Source organism: Halomonas faecis, assembly GCF_010993975.1.
Lineage (GTDB): Bacteria > Pseudomonadota > Gammaproteobacteria > Pseudomonadales > Halomonadaceae > Halomonas > Halomonas faecis.
Genome location: NZ_JAACZO010000004.1, coordinates 75,899 through 89,045, shown reverse-complemented (window position 1 = coordinate 89,045; position 13,147 = coordinate 75,899). Strand labels below are relative to the sequence as shown.

Below are 13,147 nucleotides of genomic sequence, written 5' to 3'. Positions count from 1 at the left end.
TCGCACCCGGGAGGAAGGAACCATGTCACCCATTCTCCCGACCATGGGCGTTGCGCTGCTGATGCTTTGCGGCAGCGCCCAGGCTACCACCGAGGACGAGGTGGCCGCCCTGTTCGACCGGGTCACCGAGCGGGCCCAGACGCTGGCCGACGACGAGTATCGCGAGGATAGCGGCGAACTGCCCGCCGCCCTGCGCGATCTCGACTACGACACCTACCGGCAGATCCGCTTCCGCCCCGAGGCGGCCCTGTGGCGAGACGAGGCCCTGTTCAGCGTGCAGCTCTTCCATACCGGCTTCCTGTTCGATGCACCCGTCCAGTTGCACGTGGTGGAAGACGGCGAGAGCCAACCGCTCGCCTTCGATCCCGCGCGCTTCCGCTACGACGACGCAGCCGCACCGCTTGCCGACGCGGACCTCGACGGCGCCGGTCACGCCGGCTTTCGCCTGCACTATCCGCTCAACGGCGCCGAGTACCACGATGAGTTCGCCGTCTTTCTCGGCGCCAGCTACTTCCGCCTGGTGGGGCGCGACCAGGGCTACGGTCTCTCGGCGCGGGGCCTGGCCATCGACGTCGCCACTTCCGGCGGCGAGGAATTTCCCGCCTTCCGCGAGTTCTGGCTGGTCGAGCCCGACCCCGACGCCACCCGGATGACGGTGCTGGCGCTGCTCGACAGCCCTTCGCTGGCCGGTGCCTACCGTTTCGACATCGTGCCCCGCAAGAACGTCGAGGTCACCGTCGAGAAACGCCTCTTCGCCCGCCGCGACGTGGAGAAACTCGGTGTCGCCCCGCTCACCAGCATGTTCGCCCACGGCGACACCACGCCCCGCCCGGTAGACGACTACCGCCCCCACGTGCACGACTCCGAGGGGCTGCTGATGCACACCGCGGGCGGCGAATGGATCTGGCGACCGCTCAACAACCCCCGCGAGCTGCGCGTCACCTCGCTGCGCGACGACGGGCCACGCGGCTTCGGTCTGGTTCAGCGCAACCGCGACTTCGATCACTACCTCGACCTGGAGGCGCGCTACGAACGTCGCCCCAGCCTGTGGGTGGAGCCCCTCGACGACTGGGGCCCCGGCGGCGTGGAACTGGTGGAGCTCCCCGCCCCCGACGAGACCCACGACAACATCGTCGCCTACTGGGTCGCCGAGGCGCCGCTACGCGAGGGCGAGTCGCGCACCCTGCGCTATCGCATCCGCACCTTCGACGCCAATCTTCCCGAGCAGCACCTGGCCCGGGTGGTGCGCACCCGGCAGGGATGGGGCGGCGTTCCCGGACGCGCCGATCCGGCCCCGGCCAGTCGCCGCCACTTCCTGGTCGACTTCCGCGGCGGCGAGCTGGAGGGGCTGGCGGCGGACCAGCCCGTCACCGTCAACGTCGAGGCGAACCGGGGCGAAGTGCGCCACCGCCAGGCACAACCGCTGCCCGACGGAAGCGGCTGGCGCGCCTCCTTTCGCCTCGACCCGGACGGCGAAAGACCCGCCGACCTGCGCCTGCACCTCAGCCTGCGCGACCGAGTGATCAGCGAGACCTGGAATCATGTCTGGTACCCCTCCGAGTCGCGCTGAGTCGTCCCGTCCAGCCGTTGCACCGCTACCCGGACTGGGCGTGCGGCGCGGTCTGCTGGCCTTTGCCGTGGGCGCCACCACCCTGGCCGGTGCCGGCCTGATGGCACGCATCCTCGCCGCCGACGGACTGGCCGTTCTCGAGCTGGCGCTGCTGTCGCTGTTCACTCTCACCTTCGCGTGGATCGCCCTCGCCTTCTGGTCGGCGCTGGCCGGCTTCGTGCTCTGCCTGACACGCCGCGACCCGCTCACCCTGGCGCCTCTGCCTGCCCGGATGGATGAGGAGGGCATGCCGCTGCGCCGACGCACCGTGCTCGCCATGCCCATCCACAACGAAGTTCCGCAGCAGGTCGTCGCCGCCCTGGAGGCCACCGCCGAGTCGTTGATCGCCACCGGCGAAGCGCAGCACTTCGAAGCCTTCGTGCTCAGCGATACCACCGACCCGACCATCGCCGATGCCGAGGCCGACGCCGTGGCGGCATTGCAGCGCCGGCTGGCGGGGCGGCTGCCCCTGCATTACCGGCGCCGTGCCGACAACCGCGGGCGCAAGGCCGGCAACCTCGCCGACTTCTGTCGCCGCTGGGGAGGCCGCTACGACTTCCTGATCGGCCTCGATGCCGACAGCCGCCTCACCGGCAGTTGTCTGGTCGGCCTGGTGCGCGCCCTTCAGGCTCGCCCGGAAGTGGCGCTGATCCAGACGGTGCCGCTGCCCGCCCGCCAGTGCACCCTGTTCGGCCGGCTCTCCCAGTTCGCCGCCGCCCTCTACGCGCCGATGCTCGCCGCCGGCCAGAGCGTCTGGCAGGGCGACACCGCCAACTACTGGGGCCACAACGCCATCCTGCGCCTGGAGGCCTTCACCGCCTGTGCCGGGCTGCCGCCGCTGCCGGGCCGCCCCCCGCTGGGCGGCGAGATACTCAGCCACGACTTCGTCGAAGCGGCACTGCTGCGCCGCGGCGGTTGGCAGGTACAGCTCGACACCCGCCTGGGCGGCAGCTACGAGGAGATGCCCGGCAACCTGCTCGACTATGCGCGCCGCGATCGCCGCTGGACCCAGGGCAACCTGCAGCATCTACGCTTGATCGCCGTTCCCGGCCTGCATCCGCTGAGCCGCCTGCACTTCATGATGGGCGCCATGGCCTTCGTGGCCTCCCTACTGTGGCTGGCCATCCTGGCGCTGGGCAGCCTCGACGCCGCCCTGCGCGCCCGCCAGGCGCCTAGCTACTTCCGTGAGGCGCCGCAACTCTTCCCGATGTGGCCCGAGGCGCACCCGGAGCTGATCGCCAGCCTCTTCGCGCTGACCCTGGCACTGCTCTTCGCCCCCAAGCTGATGGGGCTGACGCTGGCCCTGGCCCGGCGCGCTGCGGCCTTCGGCGGCGCCTGGCGTCTCATCGTTTCGGCCTTCACCGAGGCACTGGTCGCCGTGCTGCTCGCCCCTTTGATGATGGCCTTCCACAGCCGCTTCGTGCTCGAGGTGCTGGCCGGTGGCCGGATCGCCTGGTCGGCCCAGCCCCGCGAAGGCCGGCCGGTGCCCTGGCGTGCTGCGCTGGGTCACACGGCGCCGTTCGCCGCGCTGGGGGTCGCCTGGGCGGCAGCGATACACGTCTACGCCCCGCTGCTGTTCTGGTGGCTGGCCCCGATCTGGGCCGGCCTCATCCTCTCCCCGCTGCTGGTGCGCCTGAGCGGCGTGCGTGCCGACGTACTCACCCGGAGGGGGCTGCTGGCCACCCGCCGCCCGGCGGCGGACACGGCCCTGCTGACGTTCGCCCCGGCAGCGACTGGCCACCCCGGCGACAGCCCCTGGCCACCGCCCCTCGAGGCGCCTCGCGCCATGCCCGAACAACCACTGACACGCCGCCAGAGCAGGGAGCGACCAGCATGACGAGACGCCCCCTCGCCGCCCGGCTGCGTCAGGGTCTGGGCATCGCCCGCTCGCTGGCCGTCTATTGGCGGCCCGGCCGCCAGCCCGGCCTGCGCCGGCTCTACGCCGACTTCCTGGGCCCCGGCGACCTGGCCTTCGACGTGGGCGCCCACCTCGGCGACCGCACCGCCGCTTTCGTCGGGCTGGGAGCGCGCGTGGTGGCCCTGGAGCCACAGCCGGCGCTCTACGCCTGGCTGAACCGCCTGGTGGGTCGGCGGCCCGGCGTCACCTTGCTGGCCTACGCCGCCGGGGCTGCGCCGGGCCAAGCCGAGCTCGCCGTGAGCCGCGCCACGCCCACCGTCTCCACGCTGGCCGAACGCTGGCGCGACACTCTCGCCGCACGCAACCCCGGCTTCCGTCAGGTACGCTGGGAGGAGCGCGTCACGGTACCGGTCACCACGCTGGACGCCCTGATCGCCGAGTACGGCGAGCCGCGCTTCTGCAAGATCGATGTGGAAGGCTTCGAGGCGCAGGTGCTCGACGGCTTGAGTCGGCCGCTCGCGGCGCTGTCGGTGGAGTTCGTCGACGGCGCCCTGGAGGTGGCCGAAGCGTGCGTGGCGCGCCTGGAAGCCTTGGGCGACTACCGCTTCAACGCCATTGCCGGCGAAAGCCGACGCTGGCGGTGGGCCGAATGGCAGTCTCCGGCGGCAGCCCGCCAGTGGCTCGCCGCCGGCGCCGAGGGCCTCGCCTCCGGCGATCTCTATGCGCGCCGGGTGGATACGACGGCCCAATCTTCAGCCATCCAGGAGCGTCGAGCATGAGCGAAACCCGCTTTCCCCGCTGGCAGGACCTCACCAGCCGAGAGCTGGCCTGCCTCGACCCTGACAGCGTGGCCGTAGCGGTCGTCGGGGCCATCGAGCAGCACGGCGCCCACCTGCCGCTGGCCACCGATCTCGACATCGGCGAGGGGCTGCTCGACGCCGCCCTGGAACGCCTGCCCGACGACCTTCCTCTAGTGATGCTGCCCAGCCTGGCCGTGGGCACCAGCGACGAGCATCTGAGCTTTTCCGGAACCCTGAGCCTGCCTCCCCAGGTCGCCATCGCCACCCTGGAAGCACTGGGCGACGGCGTGGCAAGAGCCGGACTGTCGAGACTGGTGTTGCTCAACGGCCACGGCGGCAACAACGCGGTGATCGACATCGCCGCCCTGGCACTGCGCCGTCGCCATGCCCTGCGCGTGGTCAAGGTGCACTACCCACGACTGTCACCCCCACCCGAGCTGCGTGCCGCGCTGCCCGACGCGGAGTGGCGCCATGGCCTCCACGGCGGAGCGCTGGAGACGGCCCTGATGCACCACCTCGCACCGCACAAGGTGCGCCTCGACGCCCTCGACCGCCCGCCCTCGAGCGGCGAGGCAATGGCCGACGCCGGTTGGCTGCTGGCGCCCGAGGGCGCCGCCCCGTTCGCCTGGCTGGCCGAGGACCTGCACCCCGGCGGCGTGGTGGGCGACGCCACTCTGGGCACGGCGGCTCTCGGCGCTCGACTGGCCGCGCACTATGGCGAGGCGCTGGCGCGGGTCATTCGGGAAACCCATCGAGCGCCGCCGCTCAACGCCGCGTCGCCTTCCCGTTGAGCACCCCCTCCAGCAGGTGGCCGGCACGCTCCGCCTTGGCACTCAGGTAGCGCCGGTTGTGGTCGTTGAGGGTGCCGTAGAGTGCCTGACGCGACACCACCTCGATGCCGCCGTCGGTCAGGGCGGCGACCTTGCGCGGGTTGTTGGTGAGCAGTTGCACGCGGTGAATGCCCAGCGAGGCCAGCATGTCCACCGCCACCGCGTAGCGCCGCTCGTCCTCGGCGAAGCCCAGGCTGTGGTCGGCATCCAGCGTGTCCAGGCCGGCGTCCTGGCGGGTATAGGCACGCAGCTTGTTGGCCAGGCCGATGCCGCGCCCCTCCTGCGCCAAGTAGAGCAGCACCCCGCCACCCAGCGCTTCGATCTCGGCCACGGCGTTGCGCAGCTGCTCGCCGCAGTCGCAGCGCAGGCTGCCGAACAGGTCGCCGGTGAGACAGGCGGAGTGCAAACGCAGCGGCACCGGCCCGGCAGCGGCTTGCGGTTCGCCGATCACCACCGCCACGTGCTCGCGCAGGCCATCGGGCTCGCGGAACAGGATGAAGCGGCTGTCGAAGGCGTCCTCCAGGGGAATGCGCGCCTCGCTGATGCGCTTGAGCAGCCCGTGCGTCTCCTGGCAGCGCGCCGCCGCCTCGGCGGGCACCTCGAGAAGGGTGCCGTCGGCCACCTCGGCGGCCACGGCATCTCGCCGGGCGGGAGCCACCCGCGCCACCAGCGCGGCGGGAATCAGCAGGGCCCGGCGCATCAGCGCCAGGGCGGCACGCTCTGCCGGGTCGGCATCGACCAAGGCATCGGCCCAGACACCCAGCTCCGGCTCGGCGCCGAACGCCACCGCCGCCAGACGCTCGCCCTCGAGTCCGGGCGGCAGGGCGAGCAGCGCCGGGGTCGCGCGGGGGTGGCCCAGCCAGGCCAGACGATGGCGGCTGAGCACCAGCGCCGGCGGCGAACCGGCCCGGTCAGCGAGAGTCGCCACCGCGGTGTCGGCGGCGCTCTCCACCGGCTGCACCAGCAGCGGCGCCGACGCCTCGCCGATCAGCACCGGCAAGCCGCGTCGCAAATCGAAGATGGCGCGTTCTACCTGATGCATGTCGCACTCCTTGGGCGCCCTCTGCCGCTTGTGAAGTCGCGGCGTTCGACGCATCCTGCTCGATGACATTCCACGACGGAGCCAGCATGCGCGACCCCGCCTCTGAACTCGATCTCGCCACGGCCTGGGATCAGTTGCAGCGAGAAGCCCACGGCACGGCCACGGATGACCGCGTCGTGCGTTTCACGGCGGCAGGCGGCTGGCAGGCCACGACGCCGGTGAACGCGGCGGCGCGCGCATTGCTCGATAGCCTGGCCCCGGTGGCAGCCCATCGCGGGCCTCTGGCCATCGCTCAGCTCGGCCAGAGCCTGGACGGGCGCATCGCCACCGAGAGCGGTCACTCCCACTACGTCAACGGTCGCGAAAGCCGGGTCCATCTGCACCGTCTGCGCGCCCTGGTCGACGCCGTGGTGGTGGGCGCGGGCACCGCGGCCGCCGACGACCCCCGGCTCACCGTGCGCCACGTGACCGGCCGCCACCCGGTGCGGGTGCTCCTCGACCCGCACGGCCGGGTGCCCGCCGAACGGCACCTGCTGAACGACGCCACCGCACCCACGCTGCATTTGATCGGTGAAGGGGTCGTCCGGCCGGACGCTCAGGCCGACCACGTGACCCGCCTCGCCCTGCCACTCGACGATGGCGGCTTCCCCCCGGCCGACGTGCTCGATCTGCTGGCCTCGCGCGGGCTGACGCGGGTGCTGGTGGAGGGCGGTGGACTCACGGTGTCGCGCTTTCTCCAGGCCGACGTGCTCGACCGCCTGCACCTGCTGGTGGCGCCGCTGCTGATCGGCTCCGGCCGCCCCGGCCTGACTCTCGCGCCCATCGACACGCTGGCCGAGGCGCGTCGCCCCATGATGCGCACCTTCGCCTGCGGCAGCGACACGCTTTTCGACCTCGCCCTGCGCCACTCCACCGCTGCCGCGCCCTGAGCTGTGGCGACGCCGCGCCAGATCGACCAGCAGGCAGAGCGCACCCGGCAGGCTGGCCACCAGCACCAGGATGCCGTAGGTCGCCGAGACGGCAACGCCCTGAGCCGGAGGCAGCCCCACTGCCGCCCACACCAGCGCCGCGGCGCCCTCGCGCACGCCCCAGCCGGCCACCGCCACCGGCACCAGCATGGCGATGAGCACCGGCGGCGCCAGAGCCAGCAGCGTACCGAGAGGCAGCGTCACGCCGATGGCGCGCGCCGCACAGACGAACACCAAGGCATAGCTCGCCACCACCAGCAGCGAGCCGGCAAGCTGGCGCGGCCAGGCCGACGCGGCGAGCAGGCTGCGCCGCAGATCGCCGGCCAGCCCCGTCAGCAACCGGGGCGGCCGCCGATAGAGCCGCCGAACGCCCCCCACCGTCACGACACAGCCAAGGGCAAGCGCTAGCAGGCTCAGCACCAAAGTGCCCGGCGAAACCGCTACCAGAGGCCGCACAACGGCCTGGAAGGCTCGCGCCAGCATGCCATGCCATAGCGGTGAGGCGAGCAACACGCCCAAGGTGAACAGCAGCATGGCCAGCTGCCCCGAGGCACGTTCGATGACCACCGCCCGCCAGGCACCGCCGCGCTGCCCGCTGGCGTCGGCATGGCGCCAGGCGCGAGCGGCATCGCCCATCACCCCGCCGGGCAGCACCTGATTGAGAAACAGCGCCAGGTAGTAGTCGTGCAGGGCCCGCCGCCAGCCCAGCGGCAAGCCCAGCAGTCGCGCGGTGAGCCGCCAGCGCCAGGCGCAGAGCGCCACCTGAGGCAGCGTCAGCACCAGTCCCAGCCATACCCAGCCGGGAGCGAGACGCTCCACCGAGGCGAAGAGCTCACGCGGGCCGAGCCACAGCACGAGGGCCGCCAGCAGCCCCAGGCTGCCCAGCACGCGGAAGAGCGGTGCGGTCGTCACGCCGTCGCCCCCGTGCCCGGCGTGGCGAAGAGGTCGCGGTGGCCCACCGTCAGGCCCAGCTCGCCCGCGGCGAGCTGGGCCCGGCGCCCAGCATGCCAGCGAGCCAGCCATATGCCCTCCGGGGGCGACTGCTCCAGGGCGGCGGCGTACCAGCCGGCGACCAGCGCCTCGGCAACGGCTAGGGTGGCCCGTTCCCCACGTGGCACGAACCAGGGGGAATAGACGCTCGTCACCCGGTAGCCCGCCGCCTCGAGCCGCTCGGCAAGCACCGCCGGCGCCTGGCCGCCCAGCGCGGGTCCCAGCCCCTTGTCGCGCCGCTGGTGGGCCTGAACCAAAGCGCGCACGGCAATGTCCTCGTCGCTATCGACGCGCTCGCCGCTGGCGTCGAGAAAGGCCCAATCGCCATCCACCGTGAGCGTGATGAGCAACCCCTGGCCGCGTGCCGCGCAGCCATCGACCAGGCCTTCCGCCCAGCTTCGAGAAACCAGGTCGCACAGCGCCGAGGCCACCACCAGGTCGGCATCGTCCAACAGTGCATCGTCCACCGGGGCCAGATTGCGGCGCTCGAGGCTTACCGCCACGCGTTCGCCATGAGCATCGAGCTGGCGGGTTCGGCGGGCACGTGCCAGCAGCTCGCCGTCGTGATCGACCAGCCGCCAGCGCTGCGGCCCGGGCAGTCGCGGCGCCAGAAAACGCAGATTGCTGCCGCTGCCCGCGCCCAGGTCGACCAGCCTGTGCACGCCGGGGCGCGCCGCCAGCCAATCGGCGGCAAGACCGGTGATGCAGCGGCTGCGCGAGCGGGCATCGAGGCATTCGCGGCGCGCCAGCCAGTCGGCCGAAAAATGGGCGTCATCAACGCTGGCGTTCATCATGGGCTCTCCACAGCGGTGTTCAGCACGGGCCGTTCGCCCAGTGCGGCGGCAAATCTCGCCCCGGCGGTGGGCCAGTCGGTTAGCCGCTGGCGTGCCGCCCGGGCCCCGTCACGCAGGCGGCGGCGCAGCGTCGGTTCGTCGAGCCAGCGAGCCAGGGCCTTCCGCAGGGCCGTCGCGTCGCCGGGCGGTACGGCGAGCCCCGCCTCGGGCGGCAGGGTGTCGACCAATGCCCCGCCGGTGGTGGCGATCACCGGAAGGCCACGCGCCAACGCCTCGCTGACCACCATGCCGAACCCCTCGTAGCGCGACGCCAGCACGCCGAGATCGGCCGCCTGCCAGAGTTCGTCGAGCCGCTGGCCATCGAGCTCGCCATGCCAGGTCACCCGCCCGGCGAGCCGGTACTGCCGAGCGGCAGCGAACAGCCGCTGCGCCCAGGCCGGGTCACGCGCCGGGCTGCCCACCAGGTCGAGATGCCAGTCGCGGTCGGTGAGCCCGGCCAGCGCCTCGAGCAGGCGGTCATGCCCCTTGCGCGGCGTCAGGGTGGCCACGCACAGCAGCCGCCTACCGCCCGTATCGGTCGCCTCCGCCCGGGCCGAAGCTGCCAGCGGTGTCGGCTCGACTCCCGGCTCGACCACCCGTACCCGGTCGGCGCTCACCCCGTAGCGCGACAGACCGCGTGCGGTATGGGCACTGGTGACGATCACCCGGCTCACCCGCGCCAGCGCGCGCCGTTCGCTGTCGAAAAGGCGCTCGCGACAGGCCGCATCCAAGCCGCTCTCATCGGCCAGCGGGTGGTGCACCAAAGCAGTGATATCGAGACGCCCCGCGTGCGGCGCCACCTGCTCGGGTAACCCGCCCAGGGCCAGGCCGTCGATCACGACGCGAGCGCCATCGGGTAGGCCGGCCAGCGCCGCATCCAGACTGCGCCGGGCATCGTCGTCGGGATCGGGAAAGCGTCCGGCCAGGCCTGTCACTGTCACCTTCCAGCCGCGCGCGCGCAGCGCGTCGACGATGCGCGCGTCAAAGAGATAGCCGCCGGTGAGCTGACCGGGGTCCCCGGCGACGATCAACTGCAGCTCGGGACGGCTCACAGCGCCTCCTCGTAGCTGGCCCAGGCAATGTGCGATTCATGGAGCGTGACGCGCAGCGCTTCGAGGCCCTCGGCGCCCGGGCCCAGCTCGCCGTCGGCGATGGCCTTGGCCAAGTCGTCGAAGACGCGACGGGCCAGGAACTCGGTGGTGGTATTGCGTCCGTGGAAGGCATCGAGTTCGTCGAGATTGCGCAAATCGAAGGCCCCCAGCACTCGCTTCAGGGCGGCACCGGCCAGGCCGATGTCGACCACCAGGTCGTCGGCATCGAGCTCACGGCGCTGGAAAGTGGCGTCAACCACATAGGTGGCACCGTGGGTGCGCTGGGCCGGCCCGAAGACCTCGCCGCGGAAGCTGTGGGCGATCATGAAGTGGTCGCGAACGGTGAGGCTGTACATGCGGCTCTCCTGTCCAGGTGGGTTGCGCTCAATCCTGTGGGTAGCGCAGGCGATGGCAGAGCACTTCGCCGTCGCCGGCAACGAGCTCGGGCATCAGCTCCGGCAGGTCGCGGAAATCGCTTTCGCCGCTGATCAGGGCGTCGAGGCGGACATCGGTCAGCAGTTCCAGAGCCAGCGCCAGGCGGCGTCGATGATCCCAGCGCGCCGCGCGCTCGGCAGGCAGCCGCCCCACCTGGCTGGATATCAGTTGAAGACGCCGGGAGTGGAAGGCCTGGCCCAACGGCAAGCTGGCCTCGCGCTCGCCGTACCAGCTCAGCTCCACCACTCGCGCCTCGAGACCGGCGAGCTCCAGGGCCAGACGCAGCCCCGCAGGGTTGCCACTGGCATGGAAGACGCGATCGCAGTCCGGCGCGGCGCGCTCGGGGGAGGCGAAACCGACCCCCAGCCGCCGCGCCAGCTCGACCCGTTGCGTCGCCACGTCGATCAGTTCCACCCGCGTGCCGGGGATGGCGGCACATAGCCAGGCCACCAGTGCCCCCACCACGCCGGCGCCGACCACCGCGATGCGATCCCCCGGCCCCGGCGTGCCATCCCAGACGGCATTGATAGCGGTCTCCAGGTTGGCGGTGAGCACCGCGCGCGCCGCCGGCACGCCCTCGGGAAGCGGCAACACCGCCTCGGCGGGCACCACGTAGCGGTCCTGGTGGGGGTGCAGGCAGAACACCTCACGGCCTACCAGCTCGGCTTCGCCGGCCTCCACCACGCCCACGCTGACATAGCCGTACTTGACCGGGCCGGGAAAATCGCCAGCCTGAAAGGGAGCACGCATGCGCGCGAATTCGCTTTCCGGCACCTCGCCGCGGAACACCAGCGCTTCGGTTCCGCGGCTGACGGCGCCGAAGCGCGTGCCCACGCGCACCTCACCCGGCCCCGGCTCGGGCAACCGCTCCTCGCGCAGGGCACCATGGCCGGGAGAGAGGATCCAGAAGGCGGTGGATTGGGTCATGATGTCATCCTGAGGGGTCATTCATCTTCTACAATAATGGTACAGCCTCCACGTTATGCACAATATAGACTCGCTTGGAGTCCGTGATGTTCCTGCTGTTTCGTCAGCATAGCGACAAAGCGCCACCGACCCAGCACCGGCCATCCACGCTCGCCGAGCTGCTGCTGGGGCTGGCGGGCGTGCTGGTCCTGGGCGGCGGCCTGGGCTTCGGGCTCGGCACCTCTCCCGCCACTCTGGGGCTGGCCGTCGCCAGCTACGCCCTGCTGGCCACCCTGGTGGGTCGGTTCCACCGCCATTCCGGGGGGCTGGGCTGGGCCAATCGCATCACCCTGGCACGCGGCGTGCTGGTGGCGGTGCTTGCCGGCTGCCTGGCCGAACCGGACCTGATCGCTCGCCACGCCTGGCTTTTCGCCACCGCTAGCGGCACCGCCCTGCTGCTCGACGGCATCGACGGCTGGGTAGCGCGCCGTACCGGCACGGCCAGCGCCTTCGGCGCGCGCTTCGACATGGAGCTCGACGCCGCCTTCATCCTGGTGCTGTGCCTGGCCCTGCTGGCGGTCGGCAAGCTGGGCGCCTGGGTGCTGGCCATCGGTGTCATGCGCTATGCCTTCGTGCTGGCCGGCTGGCGTTGGCCGTGGCTGGCCGCCGAACTGCCGGCAAGCCGCCGGCGCAAGGCGATTTGCGTGTGGCAGGTAGCGGCACTGCTGCTCGCCCTGCTGCCACCGATACCTTCCACACTGGCCGGCTACCTGGCGGCCACCGCGCTACTTGGGCTGACGGTCTCCTTCGCGGTGGACATCGTCTGGCTGCGCCGCAACGCCAGGTGAACGTCCCTTCCCACCCGGCGACGTCAGGGCTGGCATTGCCTCCACGTCTTGCTACACTGCCAACGACGCTTGACGGGGTGCCGGTGAATCCGGCTGAGATGGCGCAGGTTCGTGAGAACGCAGCGCTGGTCCCGTAGAACCTGATCCGGTTGGCACCGGCGTAGGGAATCAGGCGATGGGCCACGCAGGCTTCTTCCCGGTGCAGCCCCTCTCCGTTTTCCTCTGCCCGAACCTCCGGATCCCGACCCCTGACCGGAGGCAAGATGGGTTACCGCTTCAGCGATCTGACCGCTGCCTGCCAGAGCGACTGGCGTGCCTACCTCGAGCACGACTTCGTGCGTGCCCTGGGTACGGCCACCCTCGACGAAGACGCCTTTCGCCATTACCTGCAGCAGGACTACCTGTTCCTGATCCACTTCGCCCGCGCCTATGCGCTGGCTGCCTACAAGAGCCGCACGCTCGCCGACCTTCGCCAGGCACATGAGGGCCTCAAAGCGATTCTCGACGTGGAGCTCGACCTGCACGTGAGCTACTGCCGCGAGTGGGGTATCAGCGAAGAGAAACTGCAGGCCTTGCCCGAGGCCCGCGCCACGCTCGCCTATACCCGCTACGTGCTGGATGCCGGTAGCCGCGGCGACCTGCTCGACCTGCACGTGGCGCTCGCGCCCTGCGTGGTGGGTTACGGCGAGATCGCCAATTGGCTGAACGAGCAACCCTCCACGGTACGCGGCAACGCCAACCCCTTTGACGCCTGGATCGCCATGTACGAGAGCGACGAATTCCAGAGCGCCATGCGCGCCGAGCTGGAGTGGCTCGACGCCCGTCTGGCCGAGGCGAGCCCGGCCCGCTTCGAGGAGCTGTGCACGGTATTCCGCGACGCCACGCGCCTCGAGATCGACTTCTGGCAAATGGGGCTGGATCGCAGCCTCTGACGCCT

General features: G+C 71.3%; 12 protein-coding genes, 1 pseudogene and 1 riboswitch. Of the genes and pseudogenes, 7 read left to right on the top strand and 6 right to left on the bottom strand.

The window, feature by feature from the left end:
* Positions 1–22: 22 nt before the first annotated feature.
* Genes GFD32_RS02820 through GFD32_RS02805 form a run of 4 tightly spaced genes read left to right on the top strand, consistent with a single transcriptional unit; the run spans position 23 to position 5,058 of the window.
* Positions 23–1,570 (top strand): glucan biosynthesis protein, encoded by a 1,548-nt coding sequence (locus GFD32_RS02820; protein WP_163575050.1) that lies wholly within the window; start codon positions 23–25, stop codon positions 1,568–1,570.
* Complete coding sequence (gene mdoH, locus GFD32_RS02815; RefSeq protein WP_163575049.1) at positions 1,542–3,446, top strand: glucans biosynthesis glucosyltransferase MdoH; 1,905 nt, start codon at positions 1,542–1,544, stop codon at positions 3,444–3,446. The genes GFD32_RS02820 and mdoH overlap by 29 nt, the downstream gene beginning before the upstream one ends.
* Complete coding sequence (locus GFD32_RS02810) at positions 3,443–4,246, top strand: FkbM family methyltransferase (protein ID WP_163575048.1); 804 nt, start codon at positions 3,443–3,445, stop codon at positions 4,244–4,246. The genes mdoH and GFD32_RS02810 overlap by 4 nt, the downstream gene beginning before the upstream one ends.
* A complete protein-coding gene (locus GFD32_RS02805) occupies positions 4,243–5,058 on the top strand; it encodes a creatininase family protein (protein ID WP_163575047.1) in 816 nt (271 codons plus the stop codon). Before GFD32_RS02810 ends, GFD32_RS02805 begins: the two co-directional genes overlap by 4 nt.
* On the opposite strand, the gene GFD32_RS02800 is transcribed toward GFD32_RS02805, so the two are convergent.
* Positions 5,033–6,139 (bottom strand): GTP cyclohydrolase II, encoded by a 1,107-nt coding sequence (locus GFD32_RS02800; RefSeq protein ID WP_163575046.1) that lies wholly within the window; start codon positions 6,137–6,139, stop codon positions 5,033–5,035. The genes GFD32_RS02805 and GFD32_RS02800 overlap by 26 nt on opposite strands.
* A gap of 62 nt (positions 6,140–6,201) precedes the next feature.
* Between GFD32_RS02800 and GFD32_RS02795 the strand changes: the two genes are divergently transcribed.
* Positions 6,202–7,068 (top strand): RibD family protein, encoded by an 867-nt coding sequence (locus GFD32_RS02795; RefSeq protein ID WP_320416206.1) that lies wholly within the window; start codon positions 6,202–6,204, stop codon positions 7,066–7,068.
* A 54-nt stretch (positions 7,069–7,122) separates the two neighbouring features.
* Here GFD32_RS02795 and GFD32_RS19910 read toward each other — a convergent pair.
* From GFD32_RS19910 to GFD32_RS02770, 5 genes and pseudogenes are all read right to left on the bottom strand, one after another.
* A pseudogene (locus tag GFD32_RS19910) lies at positions 7,123–8,130 on the bottom strand (lysylphosphatidylglycerol synthase transmembrane domain-containing protein); the annotation flags it as partial.
* Complete coding sequence (locus GFD32_RS19905) at positions 8,016–8,888, bottom strand: class I SAM-dependent methyltransferase (RefSeq protein ID WP_163575045.1); 873 nt, start codon at positions 8,886–8,888, stop codon at positions 8,016–8,018. The gene GFD32_RS19905 and the pseudogene GFD32_RS19910, both read right to left, overlap by 115 nt.
* Positions 8,888–9,982, bottom strand: coding sequence for a glycosyltransferase family 4 protein (locus GFD32_RS19900; protein ID WP_163575044.1), 1,095 nt, complete (start codon positions 9,980–9,982; stop codon positions 8,888–8,890). Before GFD32_RS19900 ends, GFD32_RS19905 begins: the two co-directional genes overlap by 1 nt.
* A complete protein-coding gene (locus GFD32_RS02775) occupies positions 9,979–10,377 on the bottom strand; it encodes a 6-pyruvoyl trahydropterin synthase family protein (RefSeq protein WP_163575043.1) in 399 nt (132 codons plus the stop codon). Before GFD32_RS02775 ends, GFD32_RS19900 begins: the two co-directional genes overlap by 4 nt.
* Positions 10,378–10,405: 28 nt before the next feature.
* Positions 10,406–11,383, bottom strand: coding sequence for a zinc-dependent alcohol dehydrogenase (locus GFD32_RS02770; RefSeq protein ID WP_163575042.1), 978 nt, complete (start codon positions 11,381–11,383; stop codon positions 10,406–10,408).
* Between the two features lie 86 nt (positions 11,384–11,469).
* Between GFD32_RS02770 and GFD32_RS02765 the strand changes: the two genes are divergently transcribed.
* Positions 11,470–12,210: a CDP-alcohol phosphatidyltransferase family protein gene (locus GFD32_RS02765; protein WP_163575041.1), complete on the top strand. Its 741-nt coding sequence runs from the start codon at positions 11,470–11,472 to the stop codon at positions 12,208–12,210.
* A gap of 63 nt (positions 12,211–12,273) precedes the next feature.
* A riboswitch (TPP riboswitch) is annotated at positions 12,274–12,395 on the top strand.
* 78 nt (positions 12,396–12,473) lie between these two features.
* Entirely contained in the window at positions 12,474–13,142 is a 669-nt protein-coding gene (gene tenA / locus GFD32_RS02760) for a thiaminase II (protein WP_163575040.1), read from the top strand.
* Positions 13,143–13,147: the final 5 nt, after the last annotated feature.